The following is a 21,595-nucleotide window of genomic DNA, read 5'->3' on the forward strand; positions in this document are numbered from 1 at the left end:
CGCCCGGCTGGCGAGCCGGACGGCCGGGCGGCGCGACGCATTACTTCCACTGGTACAGCATGCCGGCGCCGATCACCTTCTGACCGCCGCTGAAGCCGCCGTTGATCGAGGCCTTCAGGTTCTCCGTGATGCGCGCCTGCATGTTGACCGCCATCGCCTTCTGGCCGAGGAAGGTCGACGTGCCCACGCCCATCCCGAAGTTGGCGTCGCGATCGAGCTGCGGGATCGACGCCATCGCGCCGACGGCCGCGATACCCTGCTTCGCCATCTGGTCGGTCTGCTGCAGTTGCGAACCCAGCGAGTTGATCTGCGCCTGCTGGCCCGACAGTGCCGTCGACAGCGTCGTCTGCACCTGCGTCAGCTGGTTCACGTTCACCGCGTCGGTGCCTTGCGTACCCGGCGCGACGTTCGTGATCTGCCGCTGCTGCTGGTCGCTGCCGACCGACACCACGTTCGAGCGACCGCCGTCGTTCGAACCCGCGCCGATCGCCACCGAGTTCGAGCCGGCGGTGACGACCGGGACGTCGGTGCCCTTGCCGTTCATGTCGGCCGCGATGCCGTTGTTGTTGGCTGCACGCGTCGTGTTGTTGTTGATCGACGTCGACAACTGGTTCAACTGGTTGTTGATGTTCGTCACGCCGGTCGACAGCGATGCCACGTTGCTGTTCGTCGTGCTCAGGCCGGTGGACAGCGAACCGATGCCGGTCGAAGTCGACGTCGACAGCGAGTTGACGTTGCTGTTCGTCGTGCTGAGGCCCGTCGACAGCGAGTTGATCGCGGTCGAGGTCGACGTGGACAGCGAGGCCACGTTGCTGTTCGTCGTGCTCAGGCCGGTCGACAGCGAGTTGATGCCGGTCGACAGGGATGCGACGTTCGACGCGGTGGACGTCGACAGCGCGTTGATCGCGTTGTTCGTCGCGTTCAGCTGGCTGCCGTTGATCGCGTCCGTGCTCGTGGCCGAGATCCGACCCGCGGCGACGTTCGTGATCTGGCGTTCCTGGCCCGGTGCGCCGACGCTCACCACGCCGACCGGCGAGCCGCCCGCGAACGGGTACGTGACGCCGCCGATCGTGGCGCTCGAGGTGCCGACCGCCGCGGCCGTGACCGAGTTCGCGCCGAGTGCGATCGAGTTCGCGACGTTCGCTTGCGCGTTCGTGCCGAAGGCGAGCGCGTCGGCGGCCGTGGCCTTGGCGGCCGAGCCGTAGGCCTGTGCGCCGGTGGCGCTGGCCGTGGCCTGGCTGCCCAGCGCGATCGTGTTGTCCGCGGTGGCCTGGTTCGAGCTGCCGAGGGCGAGCGCGCTGGCGCCGGTTGCCGTGTTCTGGTTGCCGAGGGACACCGCGCCGTCGCCGGTCGCCGTATTGTTCGCACCCATCGCCACGGCGCCGGTACCCGTCGCCACGTTCGGATCGCCGATCGCGACCGCGCCATCGCCGGATGCCGTGTTGCCGGAGCCGATCGATACCGCCTTGCCGCCCGTTGCCGATGCGTTCTGGCCGATCGCGACCGCGCCTGCCGTCTGCGCGTTCGAGCCGTCGCCGACTGCCACGCTGCTCGCGCCCGCCGCGCTGGCGTTCACGCCGGCGGCGAGAGCATTGGTGCCGGTTGCACCGGTGTTGTCGTAGTTGGCTTGCTGCACGCCGTTGTCGTTGACGCTGTAGTAGTGCGTCTTCGCGGCGTTGATCGCGGTCGAGGTCGAGGTCGACAGCGACGACACCGAGCTGTTCGTGCTGCTCAGGCCGGTGGACAGCGAGCCGATGCCGGTCGACGTCGAGGTGGACAGCGACAGGATCGTGCTGTCCGTGCTGCTCAGGCCGGTGGACAGCGAGCTGATGCCGGTCGAGGTCGAAGTCGACAGGGACGTGATCGAGCTGGTGGCCGACGACAGACCCGTCGAGGTGGAGGTCGACAGGGAGCTGATCGAGCTGTTGGCCGAGGACAGGCCGGTCGACGTCGAGGTCGACAGGGACGACACCGAGCTGTTGGTCGAGCTCAGGCCAGTGGACAGCGAGCTGATGCCGGTCGAAGTCGAAGTCGACAGGGACGTGATCGAGCTGTTGGCGGACGACAGGCCGGTCGAGGTGGAGGTCGACAGGGACGACACCGAGCTGTTGGTCGAGCTCAGGCCAGTGGACAGCGAGCTGATACCGGTCGAAGTCGAGGTCGAGAGCGACGTGATCGAGCTGTTGGCCGACGACAGACCGGTCGAAGTCGAGGTCGACAGCGAGGTGATCGAGCTGTTAGCCGACGACAGCCCCGTCGAAGTCGAAGTCGAGAGCGACGTGATCGAGCTGTTTGCCGACGAGAGGCCGGTCGACGTCGAAGTCGACAGCGACGTGATGGAGCTGTTTGCCGACGAGAGGCCGGTCGAAGTCGAGGTCGAGAGCGACGTGATCGAGCTGTTCGCGGACGAAAGACCCGTCGAAGTCGAAGTCGACAACGACGTGATCGAGCTGTTAGCCGACGACAGACCCGTCGAGGTCGAAGTCGACAGCGAGGTGATCGAGCTGTTAGCCGACGACAGACCGGTCGAGGTCGAAGTCGACAGGGACGTGATCGAACTGTTAGCCGAGGACAGACCCGTCGAGGTCGAAGTCGACAGCGAGGTGATCGAGCTGTTCGCGGACGACAAGCCGGTCGAAGTCGAGGTCGACAGCGAGGTGATCGAGCTGTTAGCTGACGACAGCCCCGTCGAGGTCGAGGTCGAGAGCGACGTGATCGAGCTGTTAGCCGACGACAGGCCGGTCGACGTCGAGGTCGAGAGCGAAGTGATCGAGCTGTTAGCCGACGACAGACCCGTCGAAGTCGAGGTCGACAGCGACGTGATCGAGCTATTGGCCGACGAAAGACCCGTCGAGGTCGAGGTCGACAGCGAGGTGATCGAACTGTTGGCCGACGACAGGCCGGTCGAGGTCGAAGTCGACAGCGAGGTGATCGAGCTGTTCGCGGACGAAAGGCCAGTCGAGGTCGAAGTCGAGAGCGAGGTGATCGAACTGTTAGCCGACGACAGGCCGGTCGAGGTCGAGGTCGAGAGTGACGTGATCGAGCTGTTAGCCGACGACAGGCCAGTCGAGGTCGAAGTCGAGAGCGACGTGATCGAGCTATTCGCGGACGACAAGCCCGTCGAAGTCGAAGTCGAGAGCGACGTGATCGAGCTATTGGCCGACGAAAGACCGGTCGAGGTCGAGGTCGACAGCGAGGTGATCGAGCTGTTCGCGGACGAAAGGCCAGTCGAGGTCGAAGTCGAGAGTGACGTGATCGAGCTGTTAGCCGACGACAAGCCCGTCGAAGTCGAGGTCGACAACGAGGTGATCGAGCTATTCGCGGACGACAGGCCCGTCGAGGTCGAGGTCGACAGCGACGTGATCGAGCTATTGGCCGACGACAAGCCCGTCGAAGTCGAAGTCGACAGCGAAGTGATCGAGCTATTCGCGGACGACAGGCCCGTCGAAGTCGAAGTCGAGAGCGACGTGATCGAGCTATTGGCCGACGAAAGACCCGTCGAGGTCGAGGTCGACAGCGAGGTGATCGAACTGTTAGCCGACGACAGGCCAGTCGAAGTCGAAGTCGAGAGCGACGTGATCGAGCTGTTAGCCGACGACAGGCCCGTCGAGGTCGAGGTCGACAGCGAAGTGATCGAGCTGTTAGCCGAGGACAGACCCGTCGAAGTCGAGGTCGACAGCGACGTGATGGAGCTGTTAGCCGACGACAGGCCCGTCGAGGTCGAGGTCGAGAGCGACGTGATCGAGCTGTTAGCCGAGGACAGACCCGTCGAAGTCGAGGTCGACAGCGACGTGATGGAGCTGTTAGCCGACGACAGACCGGTCGAGGTCGAAGTCGACAGGGACGTGATCGAACTGTTAGCCGAGGACAGACCCGTCGAGGTCGAAGTCGACAGCGAGGTGATCGAGCTGTTCGCGGACGACAAGCCGGTCGAAGTCGAAGTCGACAGCGAGGTGATCGAGCTGTTAGCTGACGACAGCCCCGTCGAGGTCGAGGTCGAGAGCGAAGTGATCGAGCTATTAGCCGACGAGAGGCCGGTCGAAGTCGAGGTCGACAGCGAGGTGATCGAGCTATTAGCTGAAGACAACCCCGTCGAAGTCGAAGTCGACAGCGACGTGATCGAGCTGTTAGCCGACGAGAGGCCGGTCGAGGTCGAAGTCGAGAGCGACGTGATCGAGCTGTTAGCCGACGAGAGGCCGGTCGAGGTCGAAGTCGAGAGCGACGTGATCGAGCTGTTAGCCGACGAGAGGCCGGTCGAGGTCGAAGTCGAGAGCGACGTGATGGAGCTATTGGCCGACGACAGACCCGTCGAGGTCGAGGTCGAGAGCGACGTGATCGAGCTATTCGCGGACGACAGGCCCGTCGAGGTCGAGGTCGACAGCGACGTGATGGAGCTATTGGCCGAAGAAAGACCCGTCGAAGTCGAGGTCGAGAGCGAAGTGATCGAGCTGTTGGCCGACGAAAGACCGGTCGAGGTCGAGGTCGACAGCGAGGTGATCGAGCTGTTCGCGGACGAAAGGCCAGTCGAGGTCGAAGTCGAGAGCGAGGTGATCGAGCTGTTAGCGGACGACAAGCCGGTCGAAGTCGAGGTCGACAGCGAGGTGATCGAGCTGTTAGCCGAGGACAAGCCCGTCGAAGTCGAAGTCGAGAGCGAAGTGATCGAGCTATTTGCGGACGACAGGCCAGTCGAGGTCGAAGTCGAGAGTGACGTGATCGAGCTGTTAGCCGACGACAAGCCCGTCGAAGTCGAGGTCGACAGAGACGTGATCGAGCTGTTGGCCGACGACAGGCCGGTCGAGGTCGAGGTCGAGAGCGACGTGATCGAGCTGTTAGCCGACGACAGACCGGTCGAGGTCGAAGTGGACAGCGACGAAATGGCGCTGGTCGCAGTACCGACTTGCTGGGCGACCGAATACAGTTGGCTGCCGTTGATCGCGTCGGTACTGGTGGAGGTCACTTGACCCGCGGCGACATTGGTGACTTGTCGTTCCTTGCCGGCATCACCCACGCTGACGACGCCGACTGGCTTGGCGCCAGCGAATCCGCTGAACGTCACACCGTTGACGGTCGCGCTGCTCGTGGGCGTTGCCGCGACGGTCTTCGAGTCGGCGCCAAGTGCGACGGAGTCGTCTGTGCTGGCGACCGCGCCGAGGCCGATGGCGACGGAGTTGATCGTGCTGGCGACGGCGCCCGAGCCAATGGCGACAGCGTCGGTGCCCGTTGCGGTGCTGTCGGCGCCGGTCGAGTTCGCGTGGAAGTACTTGATGCCCTGGCTGTTGATGTTGTTGATCGCCGAGCCGACGCTGTTGGCGGTCGACGTCGTGCCGTTCGCGTTGTATGTGGTGTACGACGGGGCCGAAACCTTGCCTGTCGTCGGGTCGTACGTCGAACCGCCGCCAAGTGCCGAGGCGGTGCTGCTGCCGAGGTTGTCCGTCTTCGTCGAGACCGTGCTCAGGCCGGTGGACAGCGAGTTGATTCCGGTCGAGGTCGAAGTCGATAGCGACGAGATCGAGCTGATAGCTGACGAGAGGCCGGTCGACGTGGAAGACGACAACGACGTGATCGAGCTGTTTGCCGAGCTGAGGCCGGTGGACAGCGAATTGATGCCGGTCGAGGTCGACGTGGACAGCGACGAGATCGAGCTGTTAGCCGACGAGAGGCCGGTCGACGTGGAAGTCGAAAGCGATGTAACCGAGCTGTTTGTCGAGCTGAGGCCGGTGGACAGCGAGTTGATGCCGGTCGAAGTCGAAGTCGACAGCGACGAGATCGAGCTGTTAGCCGACGAGAGGCCGGTCGACGTGGAAGACGACAACGACGTGACCGAGCTGTTAGCCGAGCTGAGGCCGGTGGACAGCGAGTTGATTCCGGTCGAGGTCGAAGTCGACAGCGACGAGATCGAGCTGTTGGCCGACGAGAGGCCGGTAGACGTGGAAGTCGAAAGCGACGTAACCGAGCTGTTTGTCGAGCTGAGGCCGGTGGACAGCGAGTTGATGCCGGTCGAGGTCGACGTGGACAGCGACGAGATCGAGCTGTTAGCCGACGAGAGGCCGGTAGACGTGGAAGTCGAAAGTGACGTAACCGAGCTGTTTGCCGAGCTGAGGCCGGTGGACAGCGAATTGATGCCGCTCGAGGTCGACGTGGACAGCGACGAGATCGAGCTGTTGGCCGACGAGAGACCCGTCGACGTGGAAGTCGAAAGCGACGTAACCGAGCTGTTAGCCGAGCTGAGGCCGGTGGACAGCGAGTTGATGCCAGTCGAGGTCGACGTGGACAGCGACGAGATCGAGCTGTTAGCCGACGAGAGACCCGTCGACGTGGAGGTCGAAAGCGACGTAACCGAGCTGTTTGCCGAGCTGAGGCCGGTGGACAGCGAGTTGATGCCGGTCGAAGTCGAGGTCGACAGGGAGCCGATCGAGCTATTAGCCGAGGAGAGACCCGTCGACGTGGAAGTCGAAAGCGACGTAACGGAGCTGTTTGCCGAGCTGAGGCCGGTGGACAGCGAATTGATGCCGGTCGAGGTCGACGTGGACAGCGACGAAATCGAGCTGTTAGCCGACGACAGGCCCGTCGAAGCCGACGTCGACAGGCTCGTGATGCTCGACGTCGTCGTGCTCGCAACCGAATAGAGCTGGCTGCCGTTGATCGCGTCGGTGCTGGTGGCCGTGACGAGGCCCGCCGCGACGTTCTGGATACGGCGTTCCGAGCCCGACTGCCCGACGCTGACGACACCGCCCGCCGAATTGGCGCCGGCGAAGTTGCCGAACGTCTGACCGCCGATCGTGGCGCTGCTGACCGTGGTGGTGCCGCCGGACGTCGCCGTTGCCGCACTGGTCGTCAGCGCGTTGTAGCCGAGGGCGACCGAGTTTGCGACGCTCGCGGTCGAATTCGAACCGAGTGCCGTGCCGTAGCTTCCGGACGCCACGGCTGCCGCGCCGACCGCGACCGCGCCGGCGCTGCCGCTGGCCGTCGAGCCGTTACCGAGCGCGAGTGCGTCCGTGCCGGTAGCCAGCGACTTGGCGGCGAAGCTGCCGGCGTTACCGAGCGCGATCGCGCCGGTGCCGTTCGCGGTCGCGGCGTTGCCGATGGCGATCGCGCCGTTGGTGCCCGTTGCCGACGCCGAGCTGCCGATTGCGACGGAGCTGTTGGTTGCCGTGCTGCTGTTGCCGAGCGCGACGGAACCCGTGCCGCTCGCCGAGTTGCTGTTGCCGAGCGCGATGGCGCCGGAGCCGTTCGACGTGTCATTTGCGCCGATTGCCAGCGCACCCGTGCCGGTGGCGCTGTTCGGATCGCCGATCGCAACGGCGCCGTCGCCGGTCGCGACCTGGCCTCGGCCGATCGCGACCGCGCCGCCGGCGGCCGTGGCGCCGTTCGCGGTGGTACCGGACGAGCCGATCGCCACGTTCCGGCCCGTTGCGCCGGAGACGACGCCGTCGCCTTGCGCGATGCCGTACGCACCATTGACGGTCGCACCGCGACCGACTGCGATCCCCGACGTGGCGGTCGACGCGACGGACGATTGCCCGCCGATCGCGATACCGTCCGAGGCGGCCGATTGAGCGCCCTTCGTTGCGTTGCTGCCGATGGCGATCGAACCCGCACCCGAGGCGAGCGTCGAGTTGGCCTGCGACAGCGGCGTCGTACCGTCGCCGCCCGCGCCGCCGATCGCGACCGAGTTCAGCGCGCTGGCCGTCGAACCGAAGCCGAGGGCGGTTGCGGCGGCGCCGCTGGCGGTGGTTTCGAGACCGGCCGCGACACCCCAGAGGCCGGCCGACGATTGCATGCCGGTGGCGACGGCGCCGTTGCCGGTCGCCTGCGCGAACGAGCCGTATACCGTGACACCGGTCCAGCCATTGCCGTTGGAGTTACACCCGGCTACGACCGAATACGTTCCGGAGCCATCGGCGGCCTGGTTTTGCGTGCCACCCGGGTTGACGCGGCCGACCGCGCCGTTGCTGCCCGTGAAGCAGGTCTGCTGTGTGTTGAGCGTGTTGGCCTCGGCCAAGCCGGGCAGGCTGATCGCCAGCGCCGCGACTGCTGCCACCACGACGGCCGACTTGTTCGGCTTGCCCCGTGCCGAATCGATTTCCGATGCCGCGACCCAGGCGCCAAGCGCTTCGTTCCAGATCGAGCGGTATGTGCGGTTCATGTCCTGCTACCTCCAAATGTGCACGCCACACACCGGTCTCTTTGGTTAGAGGATTACTCCGTGCGCTCGCGCGAATCTCAAAATTGATGGGCGGAGTTTATTGGAGGAGGATTTTAGAGATTGACAAACAGTGATAAATGAAACGTTCGGAAAGTTAAAGAATGGTTAATGCATCGCTTTTTGATGTATTGGGGAAGAATGTATTTGAAAGATGCAAGAATGTGTCTTGTAGGGTTTGAATTTTTCTGGCGAGGAGCATGATTTCATATAAAAATCAATGACTTATAGAAGTTGTGTGCGATGGGTAACAGATCGCATCGCCTCAAAAGTAAGACAAATGAAATAGCAAACGTTTGCGCAGCCCTGCATTCTTTCATTTCCGTAAGGATTGTTTGGCTATGATGAGATAATATCTTTGCCTAATTATTAACTTGTTAAATGTTTTGTGTGAATTGAATTTGTTTTTGTATTTAGAGATTATTTTATAATCGAATTTACCTGGCATGACGCGCATTGGGTTGTGCCGATCTGCGCATCCCGCCCGGCGCGGGGGCCCGTGCGACGGGCGTTCCGGGCCGCCCGGCCCATCGAAGTTGTAAAAAATTGCTACAGGGCAACAAATGAAACAATTCGCGTCAATTTATCGGATTTGTCCTATTGACGAGCGCGTTGTAATCGGTGTTAAGGCGGAATCGGTACGCACGCCGGAAGTCGGGCAGGCAGGGGGAGCGGCTGTTTCGCGGGGTGTGTCGACAGGTCGTCAAAGACCGCAGGTCGGCGTCGGGTCGGCGGCGGCCGAAATGTCAGATGGAGGGTGCGGCAATTTGTCCGTCATGCCGTCGGCGGCTCGACGTGTCGAAGAAAAATAGGGATTGATCGAATGTGTCGCGCACGCCACATTCGGTCCACGGGCGTGGACCCAACCGGGGGCTTGCCGCATGACCGGCGGCAAGCCTTCGACTTCACTTCTTCAGAAACCGCAGCGCGAACCGCGCCATCCGCGGCACGAACATCGGGCGCAGCAGGCGCTTGTCGTATCCGGCCATCCGCCGGTCGTTCTCCGCGAGACACAGCTCGATCAGCTCGCGCGGGTTCAGCGCATCGCCGATGTCGGCGGTGCCGGTAGCCGGGAAATTCGCGTCACGCGCGGCGCCGTCGGCATCGATGCCGCGCGCGATGCTCATGCGGTCGCGGATCAGTTGCACCCACACGGCCGCCACGCGGGCGAAGAACCACGGCCGGCGCCACCACGGCATCGTGCGCCAGTACCACGCGTACCAGTTCACGAAGAACAGGATGTGGCGGCCTTCTTCCTGGATCACGGGCTCGAAGGTTTCGACCAGTTCGGGCGGGAAATAGCCGGAGCGCTGCGCGGAGCGGAACAGGCCGAACGCGAAAAAGCTGTCGATGCATTCGCTGAAGCCCGTCATCATCCACGACCATTCGGGGTCCTTCGGTGCCGGATAGGGCGGCTCGGGCGCCAACTGGATGCCGTACGCCTCGACGAGCTTCGACAGCACGACCTTGTGGCGGGCTTCCTCGCCGCCGTCCATCTCGAGCGCGCGGCGCAGCAGCGGATCGTCGACCGTCGCGGCGTAGGTCGCCACGCGGATCGACGCGCGGCCTTCGGTTTGCACCGCGATGTCCCAGATCGGCAGCGACGTGAGCCGCCTGAGTTCGGCCGGCTGGAGTGCCGGCCAGTCGATCACGGCCGGCTTGTACGGGTTGTGTGTGTCGAGCAGCATCCGACAGAACATCTGCTTGTGCGCATCGGAACCGATCCGGACCGAACCTTGCCTCTCGAAGGTCCAGTTGCGCATCGCGTGATCTGCGGCTGCATGCTCTTCCTGCAGCGTGTCAGTCATGGCTATTGTTATGCGATTACGGATCGAAAGATTCTTGCACAGCTTCCGTCATCGCGTATTTTCGAGCGGCCATGGGCACGCCGGCCCCGCGGATGTCACGCGTTCGTGTCGACCCAGAGGCGGCCCCAGCGCGACGCGTAGGCGAGGGCGTGTTCTTCCTCGAAGAAGAAATCGATGGCGTCGAACGACACGGAGCGCGGCGACGGCCCGCCGCTCGCGCGTTCGATGGTCAGGTTGGCGGCGAACAGCCCGTTCGGCAACCGGGCGGCAGCGGGAGCGACTTCATAGCCCTTGTAGCGGATCGTACGGTTCATGGCGTGCGCGGAAAAAGTTCGGACTTTCAGCGTACGAAAACCTGCCGGCGGCGTGAACCAATCTTTCGGCCAATGCAAATCACGCGGCGGGCTGAATCGTTATCGGGGTGGTACGCGGAAACGGTATGTGCGAGAGGCGAAGACGGCGCGTCCGGCACATCGCCATGCGCGGGAAGACGCGCCGCGCGGCCCCGTCGAATCTTGTCGATCAGGGCCGCGCGGCGGAATGCGGGGGTTACTGGTTGGCGACCTTCAGTACGGGCGCGAGCGCATCGACCGACGCCGCGTGCGAGGCCGCACGATGCGACGCGAACGCGAGCGCGAATTCGGCCGCTTGCGCGCCGACCGTCTCGAGCTGTGCCACCACCTTCGGATCCGAGCAGCTGTCGGCGCTTTCGAAGCGCGTTTCCAGCGTGTTGACGGTTGCGCCGAACGGCGTCGGCCAGCCGCGCAGCGCATGAACGATCGAGCGCAGCGACGTCAGCACGGTGCCGGCCGCCTGCCAGCCGTACGCGGTGACGATCAGGCCGACCGCGCGGCCGTCGAGATACGGGCGTTCGTCCGCGCGCAGCTCCTCGAGCGTGTCGAGCGCGTTCTTCACGAGACCGGACACGCCGCCGTGATAGCCGGGCGTCGCGATGATGATCGCGTCGGCCTGGCGCACGGCGTCGATCAGCTCGCGCTGCGCGTCGGTCAGCGTTTTGTGTTCGGGGGCGTAGTGCGGCAGCGTATGCAGGAACGGGCCGTCGAACAGGCGCGTGCGTGCGCCGGCGGCCTGCGCGCCGCGCAGTGCGAACGACAGTGCGCGTTCGGTGGACGATGCGGCTCGGGTGGTCCCGCCGATGCCGACGACGAACGGGCGGCGGTGTTGATCGAATGCAGTCAAGGGGCGCTCCTGGGATTGGCTTGCCCGGCTAAGCACAGGCTTAAAACCAGATGGTAACGACCCCGTCGCCACTCTGAAAACGACTTTTCGTTCTATCGATATGCCGCGTGGCGGGGGCAATCGTGTGCGCGGCCGCGCAGATCGATAGCAGAAATGCTTGGTTGGGACGGTGCGCCACGGTCGATAAGATGGACTCGTCTCCTCCATGATGTCTCTACTGACATGGGTTGGCCCCGCCGCGCGGATGCAGGCGGGGCTTTTTTTCGTCCTCGACCGGAAAACGGGGTGCGATGCGCGGCGGCGCGGCCCGTTACTCGAACACCGGCCGGAAGAAGCTGCGCTCGTAGCTGACGATGCAGCGCGTTTCCTCCGCGTAGCGGAACGCGGCCTGGCAGGCCGGATCGTCCTTCGAGCGTTCGCGGTAACGCTCGTATTCGGCGAGGCTCGGGAACGAGAACATCGCGAGCGCGATGTTGCTCGCGCCTTCGGACGGCAGGAAGTAACCGTGATGCGTGCCGCCGAACTGCTCGACGAGCGGAATCCACATCTTGCCGTAGGTTTCGAATTCGACGAGTTTGTACGGATCGACGACGTAGCGAAGGAAGCAGGTGATCATGGGCGCTCGCGATGCGGTGACGGAGCAGCGAGTCTGGAGTGTGGGATGGCACGTGTCAACGGCGTGCGCGCCGGGGACGGGCCTCGCCGCGCGACTTCATGGCGTGCTCGGTTGCTTGCGCGAACAACGACCGGTGCTTCGATGCGTTCGCCAAGACGCGCACGCTGCATCGGAACGCACCGTCTCCACCACGTCCTCCGCCACCCGCGCTACCCCGGGATTTTTACGACATTTTTTCTTGCGACGGCTGCCGGCGCGCTCCTAGACTTCGTGCATCTTCACCACGGAGCCTGGCCATGTCGATACCCTGGAACGCGATCGCCGAACGCACCCCTGCCGCACCGCCTTTGGTGTGTGCCGATCGGGTGATCGTCCGGCGTTTCGATCCGGCAGTCGACAGCTATGCACAACTCACGCCGATGCTGCACCGCGCGTTCGCGCGACTCGGTGCGATGGGGCTCAACTGCACGTGCGTCGATCAGGACGAAGACGTCACGCGCCGCCGCGCGGAAGCGGGCGAATGCTATGTCGCCGTGTGCGGCGGGCGTGTCGTCGGCACGGCCACGCTGTATGCGACCGATCCGTCGTCGGCCTGCTCGTTGTACCGGCGCGAAGGCGTCGCGAGCGTGCGTCAGGTGGCGGTGGACCCGGCTTGCCAGAGCCGCGGGATCGGCGCGTTGCTGCTGTCGTTCGCCGAGCAGTGGGCCGCGTTGCGCGGCTATGCGCTGCTCGCGCTGGATACGCCGCATCCCGCTGCGCACCTGCTGGCGTTCTATGGCGCGCAGGGTTTCGAGGTGGTCGACGTCATGCGTTTCGCCGGCAAGTGCTACGACAGCGCGATCCTGTGCAAACGGCCCGTTGCACGTGCGGCACGCCGCGTGTTGCCGGCAGCGCGGCTGGCTGCGCGCGTGGCGGCGGTGCGGCGTGTCATGCAGGCGTGGGCGCCGCGCATCGTCGCGATGGCCCGGCGCGAGTCGGGCTGGCGTCGCGCCGGACGTTTCGCGGCGCGCCGAGCGGCCGGTGCGGCCAGTCGTCGGTCGTCGCCGTGGCGGCCGCGTCAGCACGGCCGCTTCGTGGCGCGATAGCGGCGGGCAGGGCGCCTGCTCGTGCCGCAGGCGCGTCGCGTGGCCTTCCCGCGAAGACGGGGCGCGGATCGCTCGATGAACCGGTGCGGTCACGCGCCGCGATGGCCGAAGGAACGAACCTGCTCGATGAACGCCGCGTCGAGCGGCACGCAAACGCGTGTCGGCGTCATTCGTCGCGGTCGCGCGTCTCGCCGCCGCCTTTCGCGAGGCGCCATGCGATCGCGCCGAGCACGCCGACCGCAATCACCAGTGCGCCCCACAGCACGTAGCGGCGCCCGGCATCCGCATCGGCGGCTGCCGCCGGCGCGACCGCGGACACTGGCAGCGCCGCGCCGACGCGGGCGGGCCGCACTTCCGGCGCCATGCCGACCAGCAGTGCGTCGCGGCTCACGGCCGACGACACGAGCGACGCATCGCCGACGCCGAGCGTAAACGGCGGCGTGCCGCGCGCGACGAAGGTCAGCGCGGCCGGATGCCAGCCGATCGCGACGGCCGGCTGGCCGCCGCCGAGCCCGCCGTTGCGCATGTCGACGACGATTCGCCACGCGCGATCCGTATTCGCGACGAACTCGAACGGTGGATTGCGCTGCTCGCCGCCCTTGCCCTGCAGCCGGAACAGCACGGCGGACGCGACGTCGCGCCACGGCGACTGCGCATCGGCGCGGCTTTGCAGCGTCGCGCGCGCGACGGTGTTCGGCTGCGGCAGGTCGATGCGCACGCGGTCGACCGGATACGCGCCGTCGGTGTCGAACAGATACTCGCCGGGCGCACCGCCGGCGCGTATCCGCACGGCATCGCGCCACTGGCGCGGCACGGACGCCGTGTCGGTGCCGCGCGCGTCGCGCGGATGCGTCTCGACGTCGATCGACGCGATCGCGGGCGCGCCGTCGAGCCAGTCGAGCCGCAGGTAGCGCGGCGCCGCGCCTTCGAGCGCGATGCGCTCCTGCACCAGCATGTCGTTGCCGCGGCCGACCTTCAGCAACTGCGTGCTGCCGAGCGCTCGCCAACTGCGCAGGTCGTCGCTGGCTTCGACGGACACGCGCCCCTGGTAGCTGTCGTCGTCCACGTGCACGAGCAGTGCATCGATGCTGCCGTCGGCATGCGACAGGTCGACGAGATCCGCGCCGTGCCTGCCGTCCGAAGGCGTCGCGACGGCCGCGCGCAGCGCGCCGTCCGGGCCGACCGTCACGCCGAGCGGCGCATTGCCGTGTTCCGCGCGGACGGGCGGCAGCGGGAACCAGTGCACCGGCGTGCGGGACGGCGGCACGCCGGGTGCGGCCGCGGCGGGTGCATCGAGCGAGTACGGCACCGGCTCGCCCGCGCCGTTGAAGACGCGCACGTCGCCGAGATCGTCGCGCCGGCTCGCCGCATACACGGGCTGCGGCACGGTGAGCTGGTAATACGCGGCGCTGCCGTCGAGGTCGAGCGCGAAGCGCTGCGTGACGCGGCCGGCGTTCGGCGCGCCGTCGGCTGCCGCGAACGACGCGAGCAGGCTCAGCCCGAACAGGGCGGCGAGTCGTTTCATGGCTGGCCGTCCTGTTGCGCGGCGGCCTTCGGCGGCAGCGGCGAGAAATAGCCGATCAACAGCAGCAGCACGCCGATACCGATGAACGACACGATGCGCTCGATGCCGGTGACGTGCGACAGGTCGAACAGGAACAGCTTGACGACCGTGAGCGCGAGCAGCGCGGCGCCGACGAACCACAGCGGTCGCAGCCCGCGGCGCGTGGCCCAGATCGTGATCGCGAGCGCGCAGACCGTCCAGTACACGGACACCGACGCCTGCACGAGCGTCGACTCCGCCATCGCGCCGAATTCGTACGGCACGCCGGCCCAGTGATGCAGCGTGCGCAGCAGGATCGCGTTCAGCCACAGGAACCCGGTCGCGCCGGCCGCACCCAGCAACTCGACGCGATACGCGTCGAACGACCAGCCGAGCCTGCGCGCACGCACGAACCACGACGCGGCGAGCGCATAGACGACCGCGAGCACGAGATCGAGCGGGTTGAACAGCGGCACGCGCGCCCAGCTTCCGCCGTCCTGCGTGAAGTTCGCGTAGAAGGTCCACGCCCACATCACGACGATCAGCGGCAGCGACGCGAACGCACAGAGGCGGGCGATGCCGTCGCGGCGCGTGAGCCACATTCCGGCGAATGCGAACAGGCTCCAGCCGACCATGAACACCTGCTGGATGCCGAACGACGACAGCACGGTGTCGATGTCGTAGCCCAGGTGGAAGCGGTGATGCAGCGTGCGCAGCAGCAGCGCGTTGAACCACAGGAATACGGTCGCGATCGCCATATAGTCGACGACGCGCGGATGCCACGCGAGGCCGAGCGATTTCAGGCGACGCAGCCACGCGACGAACGCGACGAACACGAGACCCTGCGCGACGTCGAGCGGATTGAGCAGCGGCAGCCAGAAGAGCGGAGCGGCGTCGCCGTCGCTCGCCGTGCTGGCGATGCTCCACAGCCACAGCAGCGCCGCGAGCGGCGCGGCTCCCCACACTTGATACGCACGCGGGAACGCGGCGACCGGCCAGCGCAGGCGCGAGCCGGGGCCCGATACGAGCAGGAGCAGCGCGCCGAAGCCGTACGCCCATGCGCTCCAGCTCCACGCGCCTTCCGGGACGAACGTGCGCAGGCGCCAGAAACCCTCGAGCGAGAACAGTCCGCACAGGGTCCAGAACGTCAGCGTATGCAGCGGCGCGAGAATGCCTGCTGCAACGGCGGACGCCGTGCCGTTCGCGGCGGCGGCGCCGGTCGTGCTGCGCGACTGGCGCCACAGCAGCGCGAGCCCCGCGCCGACGGCGATCGGCCACGCGAACGCGCCCATGCCCGACAGCGGCGCTTCGTGCGCGTCGAACGCGCGCAGCGCGAGCAGCGCCAGCACCGGCGTGAGCGCGAGCGCGGGCCATTCGGCGAGCGGCCATGCGAGCCGGCGGCGCGCGACGTGCGCGAGCCATGCGGTGCCGGCCGCGAACAGCGCGGTCGTATCGACGACGAAGCGGTCGGCATGCAGGTCGACATGGCGGCTCGCATGGACGAGGATCTCGTGCAGCCCGCCGCTGACCCACCACAGCAGCCCCCACGCGGCGGCCGCGACACCGATCTCCGGCATCCATGCGTGCCACGCGCGCGCTTCGCCTCGCCCGTGCAGCCACCAGCCGGTGAACAGGCCGGCGAGCGCGATCAGCAGCATCGCGATATACGGGCTGTTGAGCACCGGCAGCGCGGCCGTGTCGGCCGGGCCCAGCAGGCTCGTGAAGAACGCGCCGGCCGCGGCGACCTGCATCAGCAGCCCGAAGCCGAACGCGAGCAGGCGCTTCTGGCGCACGCCGAGCCACACGACGGCCGCGCCTTCGATGGCCCACGCGGCGCTGGTCGTCGGCCCCGAGAACGCGAGCGGCACCGCGAGCGTCGCGAAGATCACCGCGAGCGCGAGCATCGATTCGAACAGCAGGCCGAGGCGGTCGCGGCGGCGCGCGAGCCATGCGGCGACCGCGACGTAGAACGCCGACAGCGCGACCGCGCTCCACGCGAGCCCGAACGGCATGCCTTTGACGAGCGACGCCTGCAGCGCGGTCGCGACGATCGGCGTGCCGAACACGAGCGTGCCGTCCACGTAGTGTCGCAGCGCGAGTTCGCGTTTCACCGCATACAGCAGCGCGATGCCGACATACATCAGGAAGAACAGGATGAGGAACGGCTCGGTGCTCGCGAACAGCGCGGGACGATAGGCGGTCACGCCCCACGCGGAGCCGATCGTGAACGTGAACACGAAGCCGAGCAGGTTCAGCGGGCGCCACGCCTTGAACCACGCGATCGCGAAGATCCCTGCGTTCAGCAGTGCGTAGTAGCTGAACAGCGCGACATGGTTGCCCTGGCCGGTCGACAGCAGGATCGGCGCGAGGAAGCCGCCCGCGCTGCCCATGAATGCGAGCGGCAGCGCGTCCTGCCGCACCGCGAGGAACGCGCTCAGCGCGCAGACCGCGACCATCAGCGGGAACGCGGCGCCGACGGGCAGCAATGCATACAGCTTGGTCGCGGCGAAGATCGTCAGGTACAGGATGCCGACGCCGCCGCCTTGCAGCACGAGGCCGTACGCGGCGCGACGCGCCCGCACGCGCCAGCCGATCGCGAGCAGCGCGGCCGCGGCGAGCGCCGTGCCCGCGAGGCGGAACTCGATCGGCAGCATGTCGTTGTCGGCCGCGTACTTCAGCAGGAACGCGACGCCGAAGAACAGCACGATGATCCCGACGCGCACGACCGTGTTGCCGCCGAGCAGCCAGTCGCGCGCGGCGCCGAATGCGCGTTCGGCGATGCCGGGTTCACGGGGTGCGGGCGGGACAGCGCGGGCCGGTGCGGCCGGGGGGATCGTCGTGGTGTCGACGGGGGCAGGCGCGGATGCGGCCGGGCGCGCGGCGGTTGCCGGCGCGAGCGTCGAGGCGGGCGCCGGTGCCGAGGTGGAGGCCGATGTACCTGCCCGTGCGACAGCAGGTTGCGCGGGTGGTACGGGCGGTGTCGGGGAGTGCGCCGGCAGCGGGGCGGATGTGGCGCTCGCCGAAGCCGTGTGCGCGATGCCGCCGGAAGTCGCCGCGCCGGCCGTCGCGCCCGCGAGTTGCGCACGCAGCGCGTCGAGTTCGCGCGTGAGCGTGTCGACGGTGGCTTCGAGGCGCGCGACGCGATCGGCGAGCGGTAACGGGGGCGGCGGCGTCGCGGAGACCGCGAACGCGTCGGGCGTGGCGCGCGGGTTCTGCTGCTTGCGTTGCCGCAGCGCGTGCCCGACGCAGAATCCGACGGCGGCCCCGAGCAGCGAGCCGCTCCCGGCCGAGAAATCCCCGATCAAGGCAGCGATGCCGCCCACGATGAAACCGATTACGGCGAATGCCCAGTTCAACGCCTTGCTCCCTCTCACTATCGTTATCGTCCTTCGATCGCGGATCGCACCGGATCGAGGCGGTTTCAGCACGGCCGGCAGGCGAACCGGCATGCGCGCGCCGTGCGGCTCGGCCCTCGTGCGAAAGGCCCGCGGCATCGTCGCGATCGGCGTGTTTGCGGGGAATGTATCACAGCGTGCCCGCGCCGAATTCCGGGGGTGACGCGGTATCGCGGCATGCGCCGTTCGGTGTCGCCATCCGGCTTTTTGCACGGTCATGCTTTTTACTGGCGAATGGATGCGCGCTTTCGTCTGAGCAGATCGACGCCGGAACGGACGTCGATTTGTCGCAAAACGACGCGTGCCCGATGCGACCTGACGCAAAACCTCATGTGCCGTTCGCCGCGCTGCTGCGCACAAGTCCGGCGGGCGATGCCCGTCGTTGCTGGCCGGGCGCGTATTGCGCTGCCGCAATCGGCGGCGCGGCCCGCCGGACGGGGCCGGAGGCTGTGTCGTATTTGCGCAAGCGTTTGTCGTAATTCGTCGGCAGGCCGGGGTTTTTTCTGGCAACTATGTAGGCACGCTATGACAAGCGCGAGTCCCCGCTACACGAGGAGAAGGTTTCGATGGATGCCCCCAAGGTTGTGGTCGAAGGTCTGTGCAAGGTGTTTGGAAGCAATCCGCAGCAGGCGCTCGACATGCTCGCCGCCGGCGCGACGAAGGACGATGTGCTCAAGCGCACCGGTCAGGTCGTCGGCGTGCACAACGTCTCCTTCGATGTGCAGGAAGGCGAAATTTTCGTGCTGATGGGCCTGTCCGGCTCCGGCAAGTCCACGCTGATCCGCCTCGTGAACCGGCTGGTCGATCCGAGCGCCGGCAAGGTGCTGATCGACGGGCTCGACGTCGCGTCGGCGCGCCGCTCGGCGCTGACCGCGCTGCGCCGCAAGGACATGAGCATGGTGTTCCAGTCGTTCGCGCTGATGCCGCATCGCACCGTCGTGTCGAATGCCGCGTTCGGGCTCGAAGTCGCGGGCATGGGCAAGAAGGAGCGCGAGCGCCGCGCGATGGAAGTGCTCGAGCAGGTCGGCCTCGCGCCGTTTTCGCACAAGCTGCCGTCCGAGCTGTCGGGCGGCATGCAGCAGCGCGTCGGCCTCGCCCGCGCGCTGGCCGTGAACCCGTCGCTGATGATCATGGACGAGGCGTTTTCCGCACTCGATCCGCTCAAGCGCCGCGAAATGCAGGACGTGCTGCTGCAACTGCAGAAGGAACAGCGTCGCACGATCATGTTCGTGTCGCACGATCTGGAGGAAGCGCTGCGCATCGGCAACCGCATCGCGATCATGGAAGGCGGCCGCCTCGTGCAGGTCGGCACGCCGCAGGACATCATCGCGAACCCGGCCGACGATTACGTGCGCGCGTTCTTCGACGGCATCGACACCAGCCGCTATCTCACGGCCGGCGACCTGATGCAGACGGGCGCCGTGCCGCTCGTGTCGAAGTGCGATGCCGCGAACGTCGCGGCGTCGCTGAACGGCAGCGCCGAATACGCGTTCGTGCTCGATGCCCAGCGCAAGATCCGCGGCTTCGTCACGCGCGACGCGATCGGCCAGGACACGCCGTCCGTGCGGCCGATCGAAAGCATCCGGCGCGATGCGTCGCTCGACCATGTCGTCGCGCGCGTGGTCGCGAGCCCGAATGCACTGCCGGTCGTCGACGACGACGGCTGCTACTGCGGCTCGGTCGATCGCGCGCTCATCCTGAAGGCCATCACGCGTTCGCGAGGCTCCCATGTCTGAAATGATTCCGCTCGGTAGCTGGGTCGACCAGTCCGTTCACTACCTGCTCGACCACGACGCGAAGACGTTCGACGCGATCGGTCAGGCGATCGAAGGGCTCGCCGCATTCGTCGAGCATGGCCTGCAGGCGATCCCGATGTGGCTGATGATGGCGATCTTCATCGGCGTCGGGCTGTGGCGGGTGGGCTGGCGCTTCGCGCTGTTCACCACCGCGTCGCTGCTGCTGATCTTCGCGACCGGCTTCTGGGACCAGACGGTCATCACGCTCGGGCTCACGCTGTCGTCGACGATCATCAGCCTCGTGCTCGGCATTCCGCTCGGCATCTGGGCCGCGAAGAGCAAGTGGGTCGCCGCGATCGTGCGCCCGATCCTCGACCTGATGCAGACGATGCCGGCCTTCGTCTACCTGATTCCGGCCGCGATGCTGTTCGGTCTCGGCCGCGTGCCGGGGATCCTGTCGACGGTGATCTTCGCGATGCCGCCCGCGGTGCGCCTCACGAGCCTCGGCATCCGCCACGTGAACCGCGAGATCGTCGAAGCCGGCCAGGCGTTTGGCTGCACGCCGTGGCAACTGCTGTACAAGGTGCAGTTCCCGAACGCGCTGCCGTCGATCATGCAGGGCGTGAACCAGACGATCATGATGGCGCTGTCGATGGTGATCATCGCGTCGATGGTCGGCGCGGGCGGCCTCGGCAACGACGTGCTCGCGAGTATCCAGCGCCTCGACATCGGTCTCGGCTTCGAAAGCGGTCTGTCGGTCGTGCTGCTCGCGATCATTCTGGACCGCATCACCGAGAGCTTCGGCCGCGCACCGGGCACCGTGAAGGCGCCGCTGTTCTCCGGCCTCAAGCAGCTGTTTCGCGTGAAGGCCGCGCCCGCACAGGCCTGATCTTCGGCGGCCAGGAGCGACCTGGCCGCACACCCTGAATAGATAACGGTTCCCGCGGCTTCGGCCGCGGGGCTGGCCCCCTGCAACCTCCTCGCCAGGAGACCGATGTGACGTCCGCCGTCGCTGTCGCGCCCGCCGCCTGCGTTTCACCGGTTTCGTCCCTCGCCCATTTCGGCTTCCTGACGCTGCCGAACTTCTCGATGATCGCGTTCTCGAGCGCGGTCGAAGTGCTTCGGATGGCGAACTACGTCGGGCGGGCGGAACACTACAAGTGGTCGATCTACTCGCTCGACGGCGCGCCCGTGCATGCCAGTAACGGCATCGCGGTGCGGCCCACGCAGGCGCTCGACTACGACAACCTGCCCGACGTGATGATCGTGTGCGGCGGCATCCGCATCCGCGACGTGGTCGACGAGGGCGCGCGCGATACGCTCGCGGCGCTCGCCGAACGCGGGCTGCCGCTCGGCGGCATCTGCACGGGCGCCTATGCGCTGATGTCGAGCGGGTTGCTCGACGGCTATCGCTGCACCGTGCACTGGGAAAACCTGTCCGCGCTGCATTCCGAATTTCCGCGGGTGGGCTTTGCCGACGAGTTGTTCGTCGTCGATCGCGACCGGCTCACCTGCACCGGCGGCACCGCGCCGCTCGACCTGATGCTGAACCTCGTCGGCATGCGCTTCGGCCAGCAACTGGCCGCGCAGGTATCCGAGCAGTTCATCCTCGAGCGCATCCGCAGTTCGACCGATACGCAGCCGATTCCGGTCGATGCGCGGGTGGGCTTCTCGCGCGCGGAGCTGATCGAGGTCGTGCGGCTGATGGAGGCGAACATCGAGGAGCCGCTGTCGCTCGAGGAACTCGCGCGGCTCGTGCGGCTGTCGCAGCGGCATCTGCAGCGCATGTTCAAGGTGTACCTGAACGTCTCGCCGACCCACTATTACCTGACGCTGCGCCTGAAGCGCGCACGCGACCTGCTGCGCACGACCGATGCATCGATCGCGCGCGTGACGACGGTCTGCGGGTTTCATTCGCCGTGTCATTTCAGCAAGGCATACCGCGCGCAGTTCGGCCATGCGCCGAGCTACGAGCGCCGGCTGCCGGGGCGCTGAACGGGCGGTCATTC

At 66.5% G+C, this 21,595-nt stretch carries 11 protein-coding genes and 1 pseudogene; 5 read left to right on the forward strand and 7 right to left on the reverse strand.

Annotated elements, in window-relative coordinates:
* Positions 1-40: 40 nt before the first annotated feature.
* The 5 genes from MMB92_RS12195 to MMB92_RS12215 all read right to left on the reverse strand — a co-directional run bounded on the left by MMB92_RS12195 (position 41) and on the right by MMB92_RS12215 (position 11,827).
* Entirely contained in the window at positions 41-8,146 is an 8,106-nt protein-coding gene (locus MMB92_RS12195; protein WP_277562713.1) for an ESPR-type extended signal peptide-containing protein, read from the reverse strand.
* A gap of 962 nt (positions 8,147-9,108) precedes the next feature.
* Complete coding sequence (locus MMB92_RS12200) at positions 9,109-10,011, reverse strand: hypothetical protein (protein ID WP_006490910.1); 903 nt, start codon at positions 10,009-10,011, stop codon at positions 9,109-9,111.
* A 95-nt stretch (positions 10,012-10,106) separates the two neighbouring features.
* A complete protein-coding gene (locus tag MMB92_RS12205) occupies positions 10,107-10,325 on the reverse strand; it encodes a hypothetical protein (RefSeq protein WP_006480563.1) in 219 nt (72 codons plus the stop codon).
* 235 nt (positions 10,326-10,560) lie between these two features.
* Positions 10,561-11,211 carry an NAD(P)H-dependent oxidoreductase gene (locus MMB92_RS12210; protein ID WP_006490914.1) on the reverse strand — a complete coding sequence of 217 codons (651 nt, stop codon included), beginning with the start codon at positions 11,209-11,211 and terminating at the stop codon, positions 10,561-10,563.
* Positions 11,212-11,521: 310 nt separating this feature from the next.
* The gene (locus MMB92_RS12215; protein ID WP_006490913.1) at positions 11,522-11,827 is read right to left on the reverse strand and encodes an NIPSNAP family protein; all 306 of its coding nucleotides are present in this window, start codon (positions 11,825-11,827) and stop codon (positions 11,522-11,524) included.
* Between the two features lie 296 nt (positions 11,828-12,123).
* Between MMB92_RS12215 and MMB92_RS12220 the strand changes: the two genes are divergently transcribed.
* Entirely contained in the window at positions 12,124-12,912 is a 789-nt protein-coding gene (locus MMB92_RS12220; protein WP_058903502.1) for a GNAT family N-acetyltransferase, read from the forward strand.
* Between the two features lie 166 nt (positions 12,913-13,078).
* Here MMB92_RS12220 and MMB92_RS12225 read toward each other — a convergent pair whose 3' ends face one another.
* A complete protein-coding gene (locus MMB92_RS12225; protein ID WP_062910319.1) occupies positions 13,079-14,437 on the reverse strand; it encodes a DUF3999 domain-containing protein in 1,359 nt (452 codons plus the stop codon).
* Positions 14,434-17,811, reverse strand: coding sequence for a DUF2339 domain-containing protein (locus tag MMB92_RS12230; RefSeq protein WP_277562708.1), 3,378 nt, complete (start codon positions 17,809-17,811; stop codon positions 14,434-14,436). Before MMB92_RS12230 ends, MMB92_RS12225 begins: the two co-directional genes overlap by 4 nt.
* Before the next feature lie 164 nt (positions 17,812-17,975).
* On the opposite strand from MMB92_RS12230, the gene MMB92_RS12235 reads away from it, so the two are divergent.
* The 4 genes and pseudogenes from MMB92_RS12235 to MMB92_RS12250 all read left to right on the forward strand — a co-directional run bounded on the left by MMB92_RS12235 (position 17,976) and on the right by MMB92_RS12250 (position 21,581).
* Positions 17,976-18,329 (forward strand): hypothetical protein, encoded by a 354-nt coding sequence (locus MMB92_RS12235; RefSeq protein ID WP_006489122.1) that lies wholly within the window; start codon positions 17,976-17,978, stop codon positions 18,327-18,329.
* Positions 18,295-19,586: pseudogene (locus MMB92_RS12240) on the forward strand (glycine betaine/L-proline ABC transporter ATP-binding protein); the annotation flags it as partial. The gene MMB92_RS12235 and the pseudogene MMB92_RS12240, both read left to right, overlap by 35 nt.
* Positions 19,579-20,475: a choline ABC transporter permease subunit gene (gene choW, locus MMB92_RS12245; protein ID WP_006491873.1), complete on the forward strand. Its 897-nt coding sequence runs from the start codon at positions 19,579-19,581 to the stop codon at positions 20,473-20,475. The pseudogene MMB92_RS12240 and the gene choW, both read left to right, overlap by 8 nt.
* Positions 20,476-20,582: 107 nt before the next feature.
* Positions 20,583-21,581 (forward strand): GlxA family transcriptional regulator, encoded by a 999-nt coding sequence (locus tag MMB92_RS12250; protein WP_006489109.1) that lies wholly within the window; start codon positions 20,583-20,585, stop codon positions 21,579-21,581.
* The last annotated feature ends 14 nt before the right edge of the window (positions 21,582-21,595 follow it).

The organism is Burkholderia sp. IO2, assembly GCF_029522185.1.
Lineage (GTDB): Bacteria > Pseudomonadota > Gammaproteobacteria > Burkholderiales > Burkholderiaceae > Burkholderia > Burkholderia cenocepacia.